The 18176-nt window shown below is 70.1% G+C and carries 17 protein-coding genes; 2 read left to right on the top strand and 15 right to left on the bottom strand.

The genetic code is table 11. The annotated features are described in order from the left end of the window. Positions 1-5: 5 nt before the first annotated feature. Genes AC30PD_RS13780 through AC30PD_RS13835 form a run of 12 tightly spaced genes read right to left on the bottom strand, consistent with a single transcriptional unit; the run spans position 6 to position 12820 of the window. Positions 6-1769: an acyl-CoA dehydrogenase family protein gene (locus AC30PD_RS13780; protein WP_489536213.1), complete on the bottom strand. Its 1764-nt coding sequence runs from the start codon at positions 1767-1769 to the stop codon at positions 6-8. A gap of 4 nt (positions 1770-1773) precedes the next feature. Further along, positions 1774-3084, bottom strand: coding sequence for a phenylacetate--CoA ligase family protein (locus tag AC30PD_RS13785; protein ID WP_489536214.1), 1311 nt, complete (start codon positions 3082-3084; stop codon positions 1774-1776). Then, the gene (locus AC30PD_RS13790; protein WP_489536215.1) at positions 3081-3524 is read right to left on the bottom strand and encodes a Zn-ribbon domain-containing OB-fold protein; all 444 of its coding nucleotides are present in this window, start codon (positions 3522-3524) and stop codon (positions 3081-3083) included. The genes AC30PD_RS13785 and AC30PD_RS13790 overlap by 4 nt, the downstream gene beginning before the upstream one ends. Positions 3525-3558: 34 nt before the next feature. Further along, positions 3559-4788: a thiolase family protein gene (locus AC30PD_RS13795; RefSeq protein WP_489536216.1), complete on the bottom strand. Its 1230-nt coding sequence runs from the start codon at positions 4786-4788 to the stop codon at positions 3559-3561. Then, positions 4785-5909 (bottom strand): acyl-CoA dehydrogenase family protein, encoded by a 1125-nt coding sequence (locus tag AC30PD_RS13800; RefSeq protein WP_489536347.1) that lies wholly within the window; start codon positions 5907-5909, stop codon positions 4785-4787. Before AC30PD_RS13800 ends, AC30PD_RS13795 begins: the two co-directional genes overlap by 4 nt. Further along, positions 5890-7137, bottom strand: coding sequence for an acyl-CoA dehydrogenase family protein (locus AC30PD_RS13805; protein WP_489536217.1), 1248 nt, complete (start codon positions 7135-7137; stop codon positions 5890-5892). Before AC30PD_RS13805 ends, AC30PD_RS13800 begins: the two co-directional genes overlap by 20 nt. A 5-nt stretch (positions 7138-7142) precedes the next feature. Further along, positions 7143-8330, bottom strand: a complete 1188-nt coding sequence (locus AC30PD_RS13810; RefSeq protein ID WP_489536218.1) for a CaiB/BaiF CoA transferase family protein — start codon at positions 8328-8330, stop codon at positions 7143-7145. Beyond that, positions 8327-9217, bottom strand: a complete 891-nt coding sequence (locus AC30PD_RS13815) for an SDR family oxidoreductase (protein ID WP_489536219.1) — start codon at positions 9215-9217, stop codon at positions 8327-8329. Before AC30PD_RS13815 ends, AC30PD_RS13810 begins: the two co-directional genes overlap by 4 nt. Positions 9218-9231: 14 nt before the next feature. Next, positions 9232-10389 carry an acyl-CoA dehydrogenase family protein gene (locus AC30PD_RS13820; RefSeq protein ID WP_489536220.1) on the bottom strand — a complete coding sequence of 386 codons (1158 nt, stop codon included), beginning with the start codon at positions 10387-10389 and terminating at the stop codon, positions 9232-9234. Positions 10390-10426: 37 nt separating this feature from the next. Continuing rightward, positions 10427-10885, bottom strand: coding sequence for a MaoC family dehydratase (locus AC30PD_RS13825; RefSeq protein WP_489536221.1), 459 nt, complete (start codon positions 10883-10885; stop codon positions 10427-10429). Positions 10886-10919: 34 nt separating this feature from the next. Beyond that, positions 10920-11909 carry a Bug family tripartite tricarboxylate transporter substrate binding protein gene (locus AC30PD_RS13830; protein ID WP_489536222.1) on the bottom strand — a complete coding sequence of 330 codons (990 nt, stop codon included), beginning with the start codon at positions 11907-11909 and terminating at the stop codon, positions 10920-10922. Then, positions 11906-12820: an IclR family transcriptional regulator gene (locus AC30PD_RS13835; RefSeq protein ID WP_489536223.1), complete on the bottom strand. Its 915-nt coding sequence runs from the start codon at positions 12818-12820 to the stop codon at positions 11906-11908. Before AC30PD_RS13835 ends, AC30PD_RS13830 begins: the two co-directional genes overlap by 4 nt. A gap of 46 nt (positions 12821-12866) precedes the next feature. Between AC30PD_RS13835 and AC30PD_RS13840 the strand changes: the two genes are divergently transcribed. Continuing rightward, the gene (locus AC30PD_RS13840) at positions 12867-13985 is read left to right on the top strand and encodes an NAD(P)H-dependent flavin oxidoreductase (RefSeq protein WP_489536224.1); all 1119 of its coding nucleotides are present in this window, start codon (positions 12867-12869) and stop codon (positions 13983-13985) included. A gap of 27 nt (positions 13986-14012) precedes the next feature. Next, positions 14013-15179, top strand: a complete 1167-nt coding sequence (locus tag AC30PD_RS13845) for a CaiB/BaiF CoA transferase family protein (protein WP_489536225.1) — start codon at positions 14013-14015, stop codon at positions 15177-15179. Positions 15180-15182: 3 nt separating this feature from the next. Here AC30PD_RS13845 and AC30PD_RS13850 read toward each other — a convergent pair whose 3' ends face one another. The 3 genes from AC30PD_RS13850 to AC30PD_RS13860 are packed head-to-tail and all read right to left on the bottom strand — an operon-like array spanning position 15183 to position 18174. Then, complete coding sequence (locus AC30PD_RS13850; protein ID WP_489536226.1) at positions 15183-16430, bottom strand: CaiB/BaiF CoA transferase family protein; 1248 nt, start codon at positions 16428-16430, stop codon at positions 15183-15185. Beyond that, a complete protein-coding gene (locus AC30PD_RS13855; RefSeq protein ID WP_448169771.1) occupies positions 16427-17311 on the bottom strand; it encodes an SDR family oxidoreductase in 885 nt (294 codons plus the stop codon). Before AC30PD_RS13855 ends, AC30PD_RS13850 begins: the two co-directional genes overlap by 4 nt. Then, complete coding sequence (locus AC30PD_RS13860; RefSeq protein WP_489536227.1) at positions 17308-18174, bottom strand: SDR family oxidoreductase; 867 nt, start codon at positions 18172-18174, stop codon at positions 17308-17310. The genes AC30PD_RS13855 and AC30PD_RS13860 overlap by 4 nt, the downstream gene beginning before the upstream one ends. Positions 18175-18176 lie beyond the last annotated feature (2 nt).

Here is an 18176-nt window from a genome sequence, read left to right on the forward strand (position 1 = left end):
GTGGTTCAGTCGTTCAGCAGCGCCTGCGCGCGCGCCAGCGGCACGGGCGCGGTGTCGAGCAGCAGGCTGATCGCGTCTTGCTCGCGTGCGTCGCTGGAAAGATCGAATGGGTCGAGGCGGCCGGCCCAGTGGCGCAGCACCAACCAAGCCAGCAGCAGCCGGCGCGCATCGCCGCCACGGCTGCCGATCTCGGCGCCTTCCCAGGCCAGCAGGCAGGCGCTGAGCGCGTGGTACAGCGCTGACGAGGCCGTGCGCGCATGCGCCTCCAGCGTCGCATCGTCGGCGATGCGGCGCGCGAAGGCTGTGCCGCGGTCGAGCGCCGCGGTCAACGCGCTGCGCAGCGCCGTCGGGATCGCCGGCTGCTGCAGCCGCTCGCGCAGGGCCGCGTGCAAGGCTTGCTCGGCGCGGTCCTTGCGCACCGCGCGCGTGATGATGTCCAGCCCGTTGATGTTGCTCGTGCCTTCCCACAGCAGGCCGATGTGGGCGTCGCGCACCAGCCGCGAATGCACCCACTCCTCGATGTAGCCCAGGCCGCCGCGCACTTCCATCGCTGCGGTGGCCACACGCACGTTGTCGCGGCAGGCGCGGAACTTCAGCAGTGCGGTGGCGATGCGCAGCAATGCGCGCGCGCGCGGCTGGCCGGCGTTCGCATCACGCATCGCCGCCGCGGTGAAGACAAACACCGACAGCGCCTGCTCGGTCGGCAGCATCAGCTTGAGCCGCGAGCGGCGCATCAACGGGTGGTCGATCAGCGTCTTCTTGAAGGCGACACGCTGGCGCGCCACCCGCAGTGCCTTGTTCAGGCAGCGCCGCATCATCGCGGCCGCGCGCACGCCGTGCGACAGCCGCGACAGGTTGACGGGCGCCATCGCGTTCCTGATGCCGTCGGCGACGTCGCCCACCGCATAGGCGAGCGATCCGTCGAAGATCACCTCGCCGGTGGCCATCGAGCGCGTGCCCATCTTCTCCTTCAGACGCACGATGCGGCTGCGGTTGAAGCTGCCGTCGTCGAGCCGGCGCGGCACCGCGAACATGCCCAGCCCGCGCGTGCCCGCAGGTGCGCCGGCCGGTCGCGCCAGCACGAGGGCGTAGTCGGCGTCGGTGTGGCTGCAGAACCATTTCTCGCCGTGCAGGCGCCAGTGCTCGCCGTCGCGTTCGGCGCGCAGCTCGTTGCTGCCGAGATCCGAGCCGCCGTTCTTCTCGGTCATGAACTGGGTGATCTTCAGCACCTCGTTCATGTCCTGACTGAGCACACGCGCCAAGCGCGCCTTGAGCGCGTCGTCGCCGTGCTTGAAAACGACATGCGCGGCGGTGTCGCAGCCGTTGATCGGGCACATCAGGCCGAACTCGGCCTGCACGAACAGGTACTTGAAGGTGTACTTGACCAGCGGCGATACCGGCTCCGGCCAGCCGAACACGCCACCGCGGTGGCTCATCGCGACCAAGCCGAATTCGCTCCAAGCGATGCGTTCCATCTCGCGGTAGGCGGGGTGGTAGTCGATCGAGTCCTCGTCGCGGCCGAAGCGGTCGCGCGGGCGCAGCACCGGCGGGTGGCGTTCGGCCCTGGCCGCGAGTTCGTCCAGGCGCCCGCCGGCCAGTTCGCCCAGGCGGTCGAAGTGCGGGCGAAAGTGCGCGAGTTCGGCGCTGCCCAGGCTCAGCGCGAGCAGGTCCTGCACCGCCGGGTCGATGCGCCAGAAGTTCTGGCCGTGGCAGTCGCTGGGAATCGCGGCGGAACCGCGTCCGGCGGCGGTCTCGGTGGCAAGGTTCATGGCATCACGCCGTCCTGTCGTCGAGCACGCGCAGCGTCTTGTAGCCGACGCGCGGCAGGTCGTCGTGGAACGACACCTGGGTCGGCAGCTTCAACTCGGCGTCGAGGTGGGCTTGCAGCCGCAGCGCCACGCTGGCCGCGGCGTCGTCGGCCAGCGTGGCGGGGCGCAGCAGGCGCACTTCCAGCGTCTGCGGCTCGACCGCCCGGCGCACCAGCGCGAACTCGATGTTGCGGCCGTCCTCGCTGCGCGACAGCGCGGTCTCGACCTGGAACGGATAGACGGCGCCGCCGCGCACCGGCACGCGGTTGGCCAGCCGGTCGAGCAGCGTGAAGCGGCGCGACGTCCGGCCGCAACTGCACACGCCCGGGTGCACACGCACCATGTCCTCGGTGCGCCAGCGCACATGCGGCGTGGCGCGGCGGTAGAAGTCGGTGATGACCATCTCGCCCACGTCGCCCTCGCGCGCCGGCGCGCCGGTGGCCGGGTCGACGACCTCGACCAGCGTCATGTCCTCGCCGTGCCAGTGCTCGCCGTCGTGGGCCGGGCACTCGGTGCTGAAGAGGTTGAAGTCCGAGCCCTGGCCCGACAGCGTCGTGACCTCGATGCCCAGCGTCTGGCGGAACTGCTCGCGCGCTTCCGGGCCGAGCGCCGCGCCCATCAGAATCGCGCGCCGGTAGGGCAGCGCCCCGCCGTCGGGCGTGGCCGCGGCGTGCTGGGCCATCGCGCGCAACGTGGCCACGCCGGCCTGCAGGAAGGTGGGCTTGAGCGAGCGCGCAACCTCGACATAACGCGGCACCTGCGCGGGCTCGTGGTTGTCGCGGATGATCCACTGCGCGCCGGCGCGCTGAGCGCCGAGGCGGAAGATGTCGGCTGCCGGCGTGAACGGCGTGACCAGCATCTGCAGCACATCGCCCGGCCGCAGCCCGCTGCACCAGAACAGGCGCGCCGCCAGCTCGACGTTGCGGTCCAGGTCGTGGGCGTCGAAGGCCTGGTAGGTCTGGCGTCCGCTGGTCCCGGCCGACGGGCCGGACAGCACGATGTCTTCGCGCGGCACGCACAGGTGGGGCAGGGCGCTGCCGACGCGGTCCATCGCGGCGCGCAGCTCGTCCTTGGTGCAGAGCGGCACGAGTGCGGCAAAGTCGGCCAGGCTTCGCACCGCGGCCGGGTCGACCTGCGCCAATCGCTCGCGCTGCATCGGCGAGCGTTCCTTGACCCAGGCCAGCAGTGCCTGCACGCCTTTGAGCTGCAGCGCCTGCCGGACTTCCGGCGCCATGCCTTCGGCCGTGGCGTCCCACATGGCACGCGCGTCGCTCATCGCGGTGCGTCGCCGCTGACGAGGCGGAACACCGGCAGCGCCACCTCGCGTTCGGGAAACGCCAGTTGCACCCGCTTGTCGACCGCCATGTCTTCGGGCCGGCCTTCGATCTCGGTGAACAGGAACCAGTCTTCGTCGAGCCGCACGAGGCCGATCGTGTAGGGCGAGCGCGCGCGCCACACCGCCGAGGGCGGCCGGTGCACGACCGAGAAGCTGTAGATACTGCCCGCGCCCTTGGACTCTTCCCACGCCGGTGTGGCGCCGGCCTCGCACATCGGGCAGATCGAGCGCGGCGGGAAGATCGCGCCGCGGCAGGCCGGGCAGCGCTGGAACAGCAGCCGGCCTTCCTTGACGGCGGCCCAGTAGGGCAGCGCGTCCTGCGTGACGCGCGGGGTCGGAAATGATTCGGTGTAGTCGGCGAATTCGCCTTGTTCCAACATGGTGTGTGCTCCTGGTGCGGCGTGGTGCGAGCGTCTATTGCGCTTCGGTGCCGAGGATGACGGCGCTGTGGCACGCCAGCATGCCGCCGGCCGAATACGCCATCGCGCGCTTGGGCGAGTTGCCGGCCTTCAGGCCGAGCGGGTCGCCGCGCAACTGGCGCACGGTCTCGACCAGCGAGTCGGCGGCCACCGAGATGCCGGGCTGGCCGAAGCCCATCCAGCCGCCGTTGGTGTCGACCGGAAAGTCGCCGCCCGGGCGCATGCGCCCGCTTCGCACCAGGTCCATCGCGCGGCCCTTGGGCGCGAAGCCCAGGTCTTCGAGCTGCACGAGCACGGTGTGCGAGAAGTTGCCCGCGAGCGCACCGAGCTGCATGTCGGCGGGCGTCATGTCGGCCATCGCGTAGGCCTCGCGCGCGGCGTGGGCGGCGCCGGTGGTCGTGATCGCCGGCAGCGGCCCGAGCGGGATGCGGCTCTTGCGCAGGTTGATGCGCTCGCACAGGTACTCGTGCGTGGTGCAGGTGCCGAAGCCGTGAATGTAGATCGGGCGCTTGGCCTGCTTCGCGCGTTCGACACTGGTGACGACGAAGGCACCCGCAGTGCCACCGGGCCCCCAGGTGGCGCACATCCAGCGCCGCAGCGGCGACGAGATGTAGGGCGAGCGCATCACGTCGTCGACGGTGATCAGGCCGTGCCTGCGCTTGGCCGCTTTCGGGTGATGGATCGCCCATTCCTGGCGCTGCACCGCGACCTCGGCGAAGTCTTCCTCGGTGACGCCGAACTCGTGCATGTAGCGGCAGGCGAGCTGCGCGTAGATGGTCGGAATCGTCGGGCCGTAGGGGAACTCGAACTGCGGGCAGGCGTCGGTGGCCGCGCCCACCGCGGTGGCGTCGATGAACAGCTCGACCGCATCCGACTGCACGCACAGCACGTAGTCGGCCACGCCGGCGGCGATCGCCAGCGCGGCCTGGCCGATCATGGCGTTGACGCCGGCACCGTGGAAGGTGATCTCGGTCGTCATGCGCACCGGCATCTGCATGTGCGAGGCGAAGATGTTGTTCCACTGCGGCCGCCGGTCGGCCCAGGGCGAGCGGCCGGTGAGCAGGATGTCGATGTCGTCCTTGCGGATGCCGGCGTCCTTGAACGCGGCCCAGCTCGCCTCGGTGGCGAGCTGCAGCGGGTCCTTGACGTCCTGCTTGTCGGCGTACGAGTCGCCCATGCCGATGATGGCGGCGACGCGGCCGAGGGAGCGGTCGGGTGTTTTCAAGCGGTGACTCCTGTCGGTAGAGTGGTGGTGGGCAGGGGCTGGTCCCAGCCCTGCAGCGAAGCGGCCTCGTCGCGGCACTGCGCCGGCGTGCCGAGCAACTGGCGGTCGAAGGTGCAGCGTTTGAACCAGTGGTGCAGGCCGAGCAGGTCGGTGAAGCCCATGCCGCCGTGCGCCTCGGTCGTCATGCGCGCGACCTCGCGGCTCACGTCGCCGACGTGCGCCTTCACGTGGCAGGCCAGCAGCGCTGCGTCGTCGGCATGCTGGTCGTGCGCATGCGCGGCCTGCCACAACAGCGCGCGGCACGGTTCGAGCAGCGTCACCGCTTCGGCCAGCGTGTGCTTCAGGCCCTGGAAACTGCCGATCAAGCGACCGAACTGCACCCGCTCGCCGGCCCAGGCCACGGCCGAGTCGAGCATGTGCTGCGCGGCGCCTATGGCGTCGGCCGCGAGCACGATGCGGCCGGCGTCGCGCACCCGACGCGCCAGCGCCCAGGGGTCGGCCGCCGCGGCCAGCAGCACGGCCGGTGCGGCGTCGAAACGAAGGTCGGCGACGCTGCGCGTGCCGTCGATGTTGGCCCGCGCCTGCACGCCGACACCGCGGCCATCGATCGCGACCAGCGCCGTGCGGCCATCGCCGAGCAGCACCAAGCCATGGGTGGCGCCTGCGGCGTCGAGCACGCCGCAGGCCTGCCCGCTGAGGGCGTTGGCCGATATCGATGGCGCGCGCGCCGGGGCGCACGCCAGCGCGTCGAGCACCACCGCGACGCGCATCTCGCCGCTGGCCATGCGCGGCAGCCACTCGGCTTGCTGCGCGGCGCTGGCCGCGCCCTGCACCCAGGCCGGTGCCATCACCGCGACGGCGGCAAACGGTGCCGGCACGCTGCCACTGCCCAGCGCCTCGGCGGCCACCGCCGCGTCGAGCAAGCCCAAGCCCAAGCCGCCGTGGGCCTCGGGCACGCGCAGCGCCGGCACGCCCAGTGCCTGCAGTTCGCGCCACAGCGCGGTGTCGAAGCCGCCGTGCGCGAGCGCGCGCACGCGGTCGAGCGGAACGGCGCTGCGGATGAAGGCGCGCAGCGCGGCATCGAACTGGCGCTGCGCCGCGTCAAGACCGAATTCGATGATGGTCTCCCGGGTTCGCCGCCGGTGCGGCGGATCCCGCGCGTGCTTCGGGCGGCAGCCCGAGGCCGCGCTCGGCGATGATGTTCTTCTGGATGTGCGAGGTGCCGCCGCCGATCAGCATGCCGAGGTCGTACATGTGGTCGAAGTTCCAGACCGTGACCTCGTCGTCATCGCTCGCATCGGCATGCGGCGCGTAGCGCAGCCCGGCTTCGCCGCAGGCGTCGAGCGCCAGCGCCGACAGGCGCCACAGCAACCCGGTGCCGGCGAGCTTGACGATCAGGCGCTTGACGCCCGAGTCTATGTTCTGCGCCTGCTCGGTCAGCAAACGCAGGTGGTGCGCGCGCAGCGCCGCGGCCTCGGCCTGCAACTGCAGCAGCCGGACGCGCAGTTCGGGTTCCTGCATCGCCACGTGGCCGTCGGCCTGCGCCGTGCGCATCAGCGTCACGAGGCGGTGCAGGCGCTGCGTGATCTTGTCGGGGTCACCGAGCTTCAGGCGTTCGTGCTTCAGGTTGACCTGCGCCACCTTCCAGCCGTCGCCCGGGCCCATCACCATCTGGCTGGCGGGCACGCGCACGTCGGTGAAGAAGACCTCGTTGAACTCGCGCCGCCCGGTCATGTTGGGCAGCGGGCGCACCTCGATGCCCGGCGTCTTCATCGACAGCAGCAGGTAGGACAGGCCGGCGTGCTTGGGGCGCTCGGGCTCGGTTCGGCACAGCACGTAGATCATGTGCGCGTAGTGCGCGAAGCTGGTCCAGATCTTCTGGCCGTTGATGACGTAGTCGTCGCCGTCGCGCACCGCGCGCGTCTGCACCGAGGCCAGGTCACTGCCGGCGCCGGGTTCGGAATAGCCTTGGCACCACAGCATGCGGCCCAGGATGGTGGGGCGCACGTAGTCGCGCTTCTGCGCTTCGGTGCCGACCTCGAGCAGCGTCGGCGCGACCATGCGCACGCCCTGGTTCATGAAGCCCTGCCAGACACCGGCGCGGGCGAAGCCCTCGGCGATGATCGCGCCTTCCAGCACGTCGGGCGCGGCGCCGAAACCGCCGTATTCGCGCGGCACGGTGCGGGCCGAGTAGCCGTGCTCGACCAGCAGGGCCTGCCAGTCGAGCATGCGTTCGTCCGGCGGCTGGTAGCCGGCGTGCGGCTTCGGGGCGCGTGTGCCGTGGCGGGCCACGAACTGCGCCACCTCGTCGGCCAGCGCCTGGTGCTTGTCGGACAGAGTGAGGTCCATCGTCTTCAATGCCTTGCTGTTTCGCGCGCCGGCGAGGGGGGAAGCACGACCGTGCCGGCGGCGACGAGCGCATCGATCTCGGGCTCGGACAGGCCCGCTGCACGCAGCACCTGCGCGCCGTCGCCGCCGATCGCCGGCCAGTCGCCGTGCGGCGCGCCGGCGCCGGGGATCAGCGGCAGCGGAATGGCGCCCATCGGCGCCGGCGCTTCGGCCACCGCGCCCGTCGCCTGCACCTGCGGTTCGGCCAGCCACTCGGCGATGCCGTTGACACGGCTGCACAGCACGTCGGCCGTGGCGAAGCGCTGCAGCCATTCGGCCGTGGTGGCGCCGAGCAGCGCCTGCTCGATCGCCGGCAGCAGAGCGGGCAGATGGCGCGCGCGGGTCTCGAAACTGTTGAAGCGCCGGTCGCCCAGCAGGACTTCGCGGCCGATGGCGGCGGCCAGCGAGCGGAACTGCGTTTCCTTGCTCAGGGCCAGTGCGATCCAGCCGTCGCTGCTGCGGTAGATGCCGGCCGGCGCGTTGAGCGAGCGAGCGCCCGCCGGCTCGAGCCGCGACTCGATGATCTTCGGCGCCAGGAACGCCGCGCACGACTGCATCAGGCTGATCTCGAGATGGCGCCCGCCGCCGCCGGCCAGGCGTGCATAGAGCGCGACCGACAGCGCCTGGAAGGCGTACAGCGCCGACAGCGCATCGACGATCAGGAAGCCGACCCGGCTCGGGTTGCCGGCCGCGTCGCGGTTCAGCGCCATCATTCCTGAGAAGGCCTGCAGCACCGTGTCGGTGCCGGGCCGTGCGGCGTCGGGGCCGGTCGGGCCGAAGCCGTTGATCGACAGGTAGACGAGCTTCGGATTCGCGGCCGCCAATGCCGCGTAGCCGAGGCCGAGCTTGTCGGCCACGCCGGGGCGGAAGCTCTCGATGAACACGTCGCAGCCGCCGGCCAGCCGCCGCGCGAGCGCGCGCCCGGGATCGGCGCGCATGTCGATCGCGATGCTGCGTTTGCCGCGGTTGACGGCGAGGTCGAGCGCGGTGTGTTCGCCGTGGCGCGTGCCCATGCCGCGGATCCAGTCGCCCTCGGGCGGTTCGACCTTCGTGACCTGCGCGCCGTGCTGGCCGAGCAGCATGCCGCAATAGGGGCCGGCGTAGCCCTGGCTCATGTCGAGCACGCGCAGTGCGGAGAAGGGCAGCGACATCATTGCCCCTTCAGGAACTCGGGCCGCGCGGATTGCCCGAACGGGTCGTAAGGCGGGATGGCCTGGTGCTCGGGCACGGTCCAGTTGTGCTTGGCCAGGCGCAGCCCGCCGTCGACCTGCAGCACCAGGCCGGTGACGTAAGTGGAGGCCGGCGACAGCAGGAAGCAGATGCAGGCCGAGACCTCGGCCTCGGTGCCCAGCCGGTGATAGGGGATGTGGGTGCGCCGCGTCTTCAGGCGCTCCTGGAATTCGGGGCTGTAGGTGCCCAGGCCGCTGCCGATGATCGAGCCCGGTGCGACTGCGTTGACGCGCACGCCGTGCTGCACCCATTCGAGCGCCGCAGTCTGCGTCAGGTTGATCATGCCGGCGCGCGCGGCACCGGTGTGGCCCATGTTCGGGAAGCCGAAGTCGACCGGCGCGACCACACCGACGATGGCACCGCCATGCGCGCGCATCCACTGCGTGAACACCTCGCGCATCATGCTGAAGCCGCCGTTCAGGTTGTTGCGCACGACGGCGTCCCAGCCCTTGTCGGAAATGCTCTCCAGCGGGCTCGGGAACTGGCCCCCGGCGTTGTTGACCAGGCCATCGATGCGGCCGTGTTCGGCCAGGATGGCGGCCACGCCGTCGCGCACCGCGGCGCCGTCGCGGATGTCGATCACCTGCACGCCGGCGCGGCAGCCGCGTTCGGCCAGTTCGGCGCGCACGCCTTCGAGCTTGGCCAACGTGCGGCCCACAAGCACCGGTGTGGCGCCGAGCGCTGCCAGTTCGTGCGCGGTGCAGCGGCCGATGCCCGAGCCACCGCCGGTGACCACGATCACCTGGCCGGCGAGCAGGTCGGGGCGGAAGGCCGAGCGGTAGGGCGACGGGCCGGCGGACGCTTGGGTCATCGTCGCAAGCCCGCTCAGTCGCAGGGCAGGCCGAGCTGCTTGGCGATCACGCGCAGCTGGATCTCGTACGACCCGACGGTGACCGGCGCCACCAGCGCGTCGAGCGCCATGCGCATCACCGGCAGTTCCTCGGTGATGCCCCAGCCGCCGCCGATGTGCAGCGCGTTCTGCGTCACGCGGTACACGGCCTGCGTGACGAACAGCTTCGCGGACGAGACATCGAGGATGATGTCCTTGATGGCCGCGCCGCTGTCCCAGCGCTGCGCCGCATGGTAGGTGTACAGGCGCGAGGCTTCGACGTCGACATGGCCCTGCGCGAGCATGAAGGCGATGCTCTGGTTCGCGCCGATCGGCTTGCCGAACTGCTGGCGCACCTTGGCGTAGTCGAGCGCCCAGGCCAGCGCCGTCTGCATGTGGCCGAGCCAGCGCGCGGCCACCATCACGCGCTCGCGGTTGAAGCCGGCCATGATCGCGCCGAAGCCGGCGGTCAGGCGACGCGACTCGGGCACGCGCGCGTTGTTGAACATCACGCGGTAGGTCGGCAACGGGCGGTTTGCGTAGGTCTTGATCTGCGAAGTCTCGACGCCCGGCGTCTTGCGATCGACGGCGAAGAAGTGCATGCCGCGCCGGCCCTGGGTCGGGTCGGTGCGCGCCAGCACCAGCATCGTGTCGCAGTCGCCGCCCAGCGTGATGAAGGACTTGATGCCGTCGAGCACCCACTCGTCACCGTCGCGCGTCGCGGTGGTCTTGAGGTTCTGAACGTCGCTGCCCGCTTCGGGCTCGGTGACGGCCAGCGCGAGCAGGCATTCGCCGGCGATGTTGGCGCGCACCAGGTCGTGGTGCACCGCATGGCCATGCTCGGCCAGCAGCGAGCCCGCCACGCCCTGGATCAGCGCCATGATCGCCAGATTCGGGTTGGCCTTGGCCTGCTCTTCGATCGAGATCGCTTCTTCGGTGACGCCGAGGTCGGCGCCGCCCATCGATTCAGGTGCGTGCAGGCCGATCAGCCCGGCCTTGGCGGCGGCCACGAAGAACTCGCGCGGGAAGCGCGCCTCGCGGTCGGCCTGCTGCCAGCGTGGCTTGATCTCGCGTTCGGCGAACTTGCGACACATGTCGCGGAACGCTTCGCGGTCGACGCTGTTGGGGGGGACTCGGCGCTCGGGTTGGCTCATGGGATGCGGTACCTTGATGGAAGTTGAAGATGGGCGATCAGGCCTTCGCCGCGGCGCGCGAAATCAGCACGCCGACGGTGCCGCGCTGCACCAGCGCGCCGTCGTTCCCGAGCACGCGGATCTCGAGCCTGACCGCGCCTGCGCTGCTGCCTTTGGCTGCGTTCACGTCGATCACGAAACACTCGACCTTGACCGCGTCGCCCACGAACACCGGCCCGTAGAAACGCCACTCGCCGACGTCGAGCATGACCTGCAGGGCAGTGCCGAAGATGCCGTTCAACTCGGCCAGCACCTTGGCGATGACGAGCGGCCCGTGCGCGATCAGCCGCCCGTAGCGCGTGGTCTTGGCGTACTCGGGGTCGACATGGATCGGATGGCGCGCGTCCAGCAGGTCGGCGTAGCCGGCCACCAGTTCGGCGCTGCAGTCGAAGCCGGGCAGGGGCAGGCGCATGCCCGGGCGGATGTCGCCGAGCCAGAGGGGTTGGGTAGGGTGCATGGATCGAGTCTCTTCGCGATGCGTTGCAACCGGGTCATTCCGGCTGGATGTTGAATTCCTTGATCAGCCGCACATAGTTCTGCGACTGTTCGCGGGTGAACTCGGCCAGCCCCTGCGGCGACGACGGCACGGCGTCGATGCCCATCGCGAGCAGCCGGCTGCGGATGTCGGGCCGCTGCAGGATCGTCGTGATCTCGCGGTTCAGCCGTTCGACGGCGTCGGCGGGCATGCCGGCCGGGCCGTAAAGTGCCCACCAGGCCGGCATGTCGGCGAAGCCCTTCAAGCCTGTTTCGGCAATGGTCGGCACATCGGGGAACAGCGCCGTGCGCTGCGTTGCGGTGGCCAGCAGCGGCCGCACCTTGCCCGCCTTGACCTGCCCGCCGGCCGTCGCCAGGTCGGTGAACATGAGGTGCACGCGGCCGGCCAGCAGCTCCAGCAGCGCCGGCGGCGTGGACTTGTAAGGCACGTGAACCATGTTCACGCCGATCGACTTCTGCAACATGCCGCCGTACAGCACACCACCGAGGTTGCCGCTGGCGTAATTGAGCTTTCCCGGATTGGCGCGCGCATGCGCAACCAGTTCGTCCAGCGTCTTCCAGGGCTGGTCGGCCGCCACCACCAGCACGTAGGACGTGCCGGCCAGCCGGGTGATGGGCGTGAAGTCGCGTAACGGGTCGTAGTTGACGCTGCGCAGGATGCCGGCCGGATTGGCGACGATGGAGTTGGTGGCGGCGACCACCGTGTAGCCGTCGGCCGGCGACTTGGCGACATGCTCGACGGCCAGAACGGACATCGCGCCGGGCTTTTTGTCGACCACCACGCTCTGGCCAAGCGCGGTGCCCAGCGGCTCGGCGACGATGCGCAGGAAGGTGTCGGTGGCCGACCCCGGGCCGAAGGGCAGGACCAGGCGAACCGGCTTGTTTGGATACTGCGCCTGGCTGGCGAGCGACGCCAGGCTGAGCATCAACGCGACGGCGATGCCGCGCGACAGGTGGTGTGCGGTGGTGGCAAGGATCATGGTCATCGGTGTCTCCGTGCGGGCGCGGCGGCCCTTGGCATGGGCGACGAGCGTGTGGCAGGTGGCCGCACCTCGTCGGGAAGCGGGGTGAGGGCGGTGATCGTCGACGGGTTCGGGCTCGCGCCGTGTCCGCCGAGCGTCCACGAGACGCGCCGCGCAGCGTCGGCCACGAGCCCGGCCAAGGCCTCGCGCCGCGGCCCGAGGCGGGCGATCGGCACGCCAATGCCGATGGCGCAGCGCACGCGGCCGTCGCGTTCGATGATCGGCGCCGCCACCGCACCGGCGCCGACGGTGTGCTCGCCCTCGGTGACGACGACACCGGCGCTGCGGACGCCGGCGATGATGCGCCGCAGGCGCGCCACGCCGGTCACGGTGAGTTCGGTGCGCTCGACCGTGCGCGCGCTGGCCAGGTAGCGGTCGAGGAAGACCGGCTCCTGGAACGCCAGCAGCGCGCGGCCCATGCCGGTGCAGTACAGCGGCCAGCGCGAGCCGACGCGCGGCGAGTAGCGGATGTCCTGATCGCTGTTGACGACGTCGATGTACAGCGCCTCGGCGCTGCGGTCGTCGAGCGTGGCGAGCATCGCGGTCTCGCCGCTCTGGGCGACGAGGTCCAGCGCCACCGGGCGCCAGGCGGCCAGCACGCCAGCGTCGGCGGCAATGATCGCGCCCAGCCGCATCGACGCCGGTCCGAGCGTGTAGCGCGCGTCGCGCGAGCTGACGTAGCCGGCCACCACCATGACCCGAAGATGATTCAACAGGCTGGTCTTCGGGATCTGCAATGCCTCGGTCATCGCGGCCAGCGACAGGCCGCTGTTCGAAGCGGCCAGCAACTCGACGATCTGCATCACGCGCAGCGGCGATTTCGGGCCGCTGTAGTCGTCGTTGCCGGGGTCGATCGTCGCCGATGGTTGGTCCATTATTGGTATGATAGTCCAATATCGGACCAACGGTCACGGAGCCAGCATGGAAAACCGCTTGTGTGAAATGTTCGGTATCGAGGCGCCGATCTTCGCGTTCTCGCACTGCCGCGACGTGGTCGTCGAAGTCTCGAAGGCCGGTGGGCTGGGCGTGCTCGGTCTGGCCCGCATGAGCCCGCAGCGCGTCGATGCCGAGTTGCAATGGATCGACGACCACATCGGCGGCCGCCCCTACGGTGTCGACATCCTGATGCCCACCACCTACCAGGACGCCGGCGAGGGCGAGGCAAAGTACGACGCCGATCGGCTGCTGCCCGCCGAGCACCTGGCCTTCGTGCGCGGCATGCTCGATCGTGCCGGTGTCCCCGCGCTGCCTGCGGCCGAAGCGGCGCAGATCGAGCGCGACCTGGTGTCGACCTTCAACTTCACCCCGGGCGAAAGCGCCGCGATGATCGAGATCGCGCTGCGCCACCCGATCAAGCTGATCGTCAACGCGCTCGGTTCGCCGCCGGCTGAACTCGTGCAGCGCGCGCATGCGCGCGGCATCAAGGTCGCAGCGATGGCGGGCGCGCCCAAACACGCGATCAAGCACCGCGATGCCGGCTGTGATTTCGTCATCGCGGTCGGCACCGAGGCCGGCGGCCACACCGGCAGCATCACCTCGATGGTGCTGTGGCCGCGCATCGTCGACGCGGTCGCGCCCTTGCCCGTGCTCGGCGCCGGTGGCATCGGCCGCGGGCGCCAGCTCGCGGCGGCGCTGGCGCTCGGCTGCGAGGGCGCGTGGTGCGGCTCGGTCTGGCTGAAGACGGTGCAGAGCGAGGTCACGCCCGAGATCAAGGCCCGCATGTTCGAAGCCGGCCCCGACGATGCGGTGCTGACGCGCAGCGTCACCGGCAAGCCCTGCCGCACACTGCGCAGCGCCTTCACCGATGCCTGGGACGCGCCCGGCGCGCCCGATCCGCTGCCCGCGCCGCTGCAGGCAATCCTGTGGTGGGGGCAGGGCCGCACGCGGGTCGAGCGGGTGCGTGCCAAGGAGTTCCTGACCTACCCCGTCGGGCAGATCGTTGCCGACATGCGCGAGGAGACCTCGGTGCGGCAGGTCGTGCAAGACATGCTCGGCGAGTTGGCCGAGGCCAAGGAACGGCTGGATCGCTTGCTAGGTTGATATTCCATCGTAAAAGGAGAACAGACAATGAGCCAGGGACCGCTGTGCGGCATGAAGGTGGTGGAGTTCGCCGGCATCGGGCCGGGCCCGATGTGCGGCATGTTGCTGGCCGACCTGGGCGCCGAGGTGCTGAGGGTGGACCGGCTTGCGCCCAGCGGCCTGGGCATCGAGCGGGCGCCGAAATTCGACCTGCTGAACCGCGGCAAACGCTCGATCGCGGTCGACCTGAAAGCGGCCGAGGGGGTCGAGTTCGCGCGCCGGCTCGTCGCCTGCAGCGACGCGCTGATCGAGGGCTTTCGGCCGCAGACGATGGAGCGGCTCGGCCTGGGCCCCGAGCCTTGCGTGGCGCAACAACCCAAACTTGTCTACGGGCGCGTCACCGGCTTCGGCCAGACCGGGCCGCTCGCGCTGGCCGCGGGGCACGACCTGAACTACATCGCCCTGTCGGGGGCGCTGCATGCGATCGGTCGCGCCGGTGCGCCGCCGACGCCGCCGCTGAACCTGGTCGGCGATTTCGGCGGCGGCGGCCTGCTGCTCGCGTTTGGCATGCTCGCGGCGCTGTGGAACACGCAGCGCGGCGGCGCCGGGCAGGTTGTCGATGCGGCGATGGTCGACGGCGCGGCGATGCTGATGACCTCGCTGTACGGCATGCTCGGCAGCAGCATGCACACCGGGCCACGCGGCACCAACCTGCTGGATTCGGGGGCGCCGCACTACGAGGTGTTTCGCTGCGCCGACGGTGAGTACGTGTCGGTGGCGCCGATCGAACTGAAGTTCCGCGAGGTCCTGTTGAAGCGCCTGGGCCTGAGCGCCGACGCCTTCGACTTCGACGACGTGGCTCGCTGGGGCGAGAGCAAGGCCCGCCTGGCCGCGATCTTCGAGACCCGCACGCGCGCGCAATGGTGCGAACTGCTCGAGGGCAGCGACGCCTGCTTCGCGCCGGTGCTCGCGCCTCTGGACGCGCCGAAGCATCTGCACAATCACGCGCGCGCGACCTTCGTCGAGATCGGCGGTGTGGTTCAGCCGGCGCCGGCGCCGCGTTTCAGCGCCACGCCATCGGCGCTACCGCGCGCTCCGCACAGCGCTGACGATGGGGCGCTCGAACAGGTGCGGCGCTGGGGCGTGCCGGCGCCGGAACTGGAAGCGCTGGTGCGCAGTGGCGTCGTTCGCGCGGGTGGTGCGCGCGGGGGCTGAACGTCAGGGCTCTGCCCGGGCCGGCACGGCTGTGGCACCGGCCGCACCGCTGGCCAGCATGCGATCGATGTCGGCCGGCGCATAGCCGGCCTCGGCCAGCAACTCGCGCGTGTTCTCGCCGAGCAGCGGTGCATGGCGGCGGATCGATGGCGGCGTGCCGGACCAGGTGCCCGGGACGTTCATCGTGCGGATGCGTCCTTCGCTGGGGTGATCGATCCAGTCGAAGAAGCCGACGTCGGCCAGGTGCGGGTCGTCCATCAGCGTGGCCGGCGTGTGCATCGGCGTCACCGGGATGTCGGCCTTCGCGAGTGCGTCCATCCACTCGGCGGTGGTGCGGGTGAGCATGGTTTCGGTCACGAAGGCGTAGAGCGCGTCGACGTTGCGCGTGCGGTCGGCCATGCGCAGGAAGCGCGGGTCGCTCAGCATCTCCTCGCGGCCCAGCATCTCGCAGAAATTCTTCCAGTGCTTGTCGATGTAGATCAGCACGCAGATGTAGCCATCACGGGTCTTGCAGGGGCGACGGTCCTTGGCGAGCAGACGCACGTAGCCGGCGTCGGCCAGGGAAGGATCGAAGGTCTGGCCGTACATGTGGTCGGACAGCACGAACTGGGTCATGGTCTCGAACATCGGCACTTCGATCGCCTGGCCACGGCCCGTGCGTTCGCGTGCGTAGAGTGCGGAGGTGACGGAGTACACGGCGGTGAGGCCGGTGGTGCGATCACAGATGTTGGTGGGCAGGTAGCGCGGCTCGCCGGTGACGCGCCCGACCAGCGAGGGCAGCGCCACGGCGCCCTGGATCAGGTCGTCTAGCGCGGGCTTGCCGGCGTAGCGTCCGCCTTCGCCGAAGCCGTAGGCGCCGCAGTAGATGATGCGCGGGTTGATCGTGGCGACGTCGTCATAGCCCAGCCCCAGGCGCCCCATCGAACTGGGCCGGATGTTGAACAGCAGCACGTCGGCGCCGGCGATCAGGCGCTTCAGCGCTGCCAGCGCCTCGGGCTTGCGCAGGTCGAGCGCGATGCTGCGCTTGTTGCGGTTCAGCGCCAGGTACATCGGCCCCATCCCCTTGCTGCGGCTGGGCCCGATGTTGCGCACGGTGTCGCCGTCGGGCGATTCGACCTTGATGACGTCGGCGCCCAGGTCGGCGAGGATCTGCGACGCAAACGGGCCCATCACCACGGTGGTGAGGTCGACGATCTTGATGCCGGCCAGCGGCCCGGTGTTGGCGGTAGTCTTGTCCTGTGCGGAGGTCATGGGTTCGAAGCGGGTGGTTTGAAGTAGTCGGGCATGCCGGCGGGCCAGAAGTCGCCCCACAGCACCATGCCGCCGTCGATGTTGACGGTCTCGCCGGTGATGTACTTGCCCGAGGATGCCGTGAGGTAGACCACCGCCTCGGCGATGTCCTGCACGTCGCCGGCCCTGAGCATGGGGTTGGTGCGGAAGAGGCCGCCGACGTTTTCTTCCTTATAGTTGTTGAAGCCGTTGCTCTCGATCGCGCCGGCGCCGATGCAGTTGACGCGGATGCCGTGCTCGGCCCATTCGACGGCGAGCGTCTGCGACAACGCGATCACGCCGGCACGCGAGGCTGCGGTGTGCGCCATGCCTGGCAGGCCGCGGTCCACGGCGGCGGTGATGGTGACGATGCTGCCGTCGCGCTTGCCTTGCTTGACCCAGCGCTTCGCCGTGCCCTGCATCATGTACCAGGTGCCGTTGAGGTTGGTGTCGATGACGGCGTTCCAGCCTTTGTCGGTGAAGTCCATCGCGTGCGCGGCGAACTGCCCGCCGGCATTGTTGACCAGCACATCGATGCTGCCGAAACGCTCGAACACCGCGTCGAGCAGGCCTTCGACCTGGCCCGGATCGCGGATCGTCATCGGGTGCACGAAGACCTCCCGGCCCGACAGCGCGCGCAGCTTCTCGGCGCAGTCTTCAAGCGCGTCGAGCTTGCGGCCGCAGATCGCCAGCGTGGCACCCAGGCGTGCGAACAGGAAGGCGATGGCCTTGCCGATGCCGCTGCCGGCGCCGGACACCAGCACGACCTTGCCGGCGTACAAGTCGTCGCGGTACACCGTGGGCAGCTGCGACAGGGCCTCGTCGCCAGGGCCGAACTTCGGCTGTTGGACGGGCGCGGTCATGCCGCCTGCTCCTGCGTGAAGTAGGCGGGCTTGGGGATCGTCCAGAGTTCGCCCCACAGCACGCCACCGCCATCGACGTTGAGCAGCTCGCCGGTGATGAACTTGCCGCTGGGCCCGGTGAGGTAGATCACCGCGTGCGCGATGTCCTGCACGTCGCCCTGGCGAAGCATCGGGTTGCCGCGCGGGAACTGCTCGCGCGCTTCGGCGGAGTACTGCTTGAAGCCGGTGCTCTCGATCACGCCCGGAGCGACGCAGTTGACGCGGATGTCGTGCGCTGCCCATTCGACCGCGACCGTCTTCGACAGGTAGGTCACGGCGGCCCGCGCGGCGCAGGAGTGGGCCACGCCGGGGAAGCCGCGCTGGAAGGTCAGCACGATGTTGACGATGTTGCCCGGCGTGCCGGTGTCGCGCCAGCGCTTCGCGGCGGCGTGCATCATGTACCAGGTGCCGTTCAGGTTGTTGTCGACCACCGCCTTCCAGCCGTTGGGGCTGATGTCGAGCGCGGCCTTCGGGAACTGGCCCCCGGCGTTGTTGACCTGCACGTCCAGGCGCCCGAAGTGTGCGTAGGTGGCGTCCAGCAGCTTCTCGACGTCTTCGGGCTGGCGAATGTTGGCCTGCTGCACCAGCACGTCGGGGCTGCCGAGCTTGCGCAGCCAGGGTTCGCAGGCGTCGAGCTTGGCGCGGTCGCGGCCACAGATGACGAGCTTGGCGCCCAGCCGCGCGTAGAGGAAGGCGATGGCCTTGCCGATGCCGCTGCCGGCGCCGGAGACCATCACGACCTGGCCGTCGAACAGGCCGGCCTCGAAGACGCGCGGCGCTTCCGAGAGCGCGGCATCGTTCCAGCCGAATTGCGGTTCATTCATGG

This window comes from Rhizobacter sp. (assembly GCF_032229685.1).
Lineage (GTDB): Bacteria > Pseudomonadota > Gammaproteobacteria > Burkholderiales > Burkholderiaceae_C > LMDS01.

What these genes read in the sequence shown, in the direction of transcription:
- AC30PD_RS13780 (WP_489536213.1), bottom strand. Translation starts at nt 1,769, where the DNA reads ATGAACCTTGCCACCGAGACCGCCGCCGGACGCGGTTCCGCCGCGATT.
- AC30PD_RS13785 (WP_489536214.1), bottom strand. Translation starts at nt 3,084, where the DNA reads ATGAGCGACGCGCGTGCCATGTGGGACGCCACGGCCGAAGGCATGGCG.
- AC30PD_RS13790 (WP_489536215.1), bottom strand. Translation starts at nt 3,524, where the DNA reads ATGTTGGAACAAGGCGAATTCGCCGACTACACCGAATCATTTCCGACC.
- AC30PD_RS13805 (WP_489536217.1), bottom strand. Translation starts at nt 7,137, where the DNA reads ATGGACCTCACTCTGTCCGACAAGCACCAGGCGCTGGCCGACGAGGTG.
- AC30PD_RS13810 (WP_489536218.1), bottom strand. Translation starts at nt 8,330, where the DNA reads ATGATGTCGCTGCCCTTCTCCGCACTGCGCGTGCTCGACATGAGCCAG.
- AC30PD_RS13815 (WP_489536219.1), bottom strand. Translation starts at nt 9,217, where the DNA reads ATGACCCAAGCGTCCGCCGGCCCGTCGCCCTACCGCTCGGCCTTCCGC.
- AC30PD_RS13820 (WP_489536220.1), bottom strand. Translation starts at nt 10,389, where the DNA reads ATGAGCCAACCCGAGCGCCGAGTCCCCCCCAACAGCGTCGACCGCGAA.
- AC30PD_RS13825 (WP_489536221.1), bottom strand. Translation starts at nt 10,885, where the DNA reads ATGCACCCTACCCAACCCCTCTGGCTCGGCGACATCCGCCCGGGCATG.
- AC30PD_RS13830 (WP_489536222.1), bottom strand. Translation starts at nt 11,909, where the DNA reads ATGACCATGATCCTTGCCACCACCGCACACCACCTGTCGCGCGGCATC.
- AC30PD_RS13835 (WP_489536223.1), bottom strand. Translation starts at nt 12,820, where the DNA reads ATGGACCAACCATCGGCGACGATCGACCCCGGCAACGACGACTACAGC.
- AC30PD_RS13840 (WP_489536224.1), top strand. Translation starts at nt 12,867, where the DNA reads ATGGAAAACCGCTTGTGTGAAATGTTCGGTATCGAGGCGCCGATCTTC.
- AC30PD_RS13845 (WP_489536225.1), top strand. Translation starts at nt 14,013, where the DNA reads ATGAGCCAGGGACCGCTGTGCGGCATGAAGGTGGTGGAGTTCGCCGGC.
- AC30PD_RS13850 (WP_489536226.1), bottom strand. Translation starts at nt 16,430, where the DNA reads ATGACCTCCGCACAGGACAAGACTACCGCCAACACCGGGCCGCTGGCC.
- AC30PD_RS13855 (WP_448169771.1), bottom strand. Translation starts at nt 17,311, where the DNA reads ATGACCGCGCCCGTCCAACAGCCGAAGTTCGGCCCTGGCGACGAGGCC.
- AC30PD_RS13860 (WP_489536227.1), bottom strand. Translation starts at nt 18,174, where the DNA reads ATGAATGAACCGCAATTCGGCTGGAACGATGCCGCGCTCTCGGAAGCG.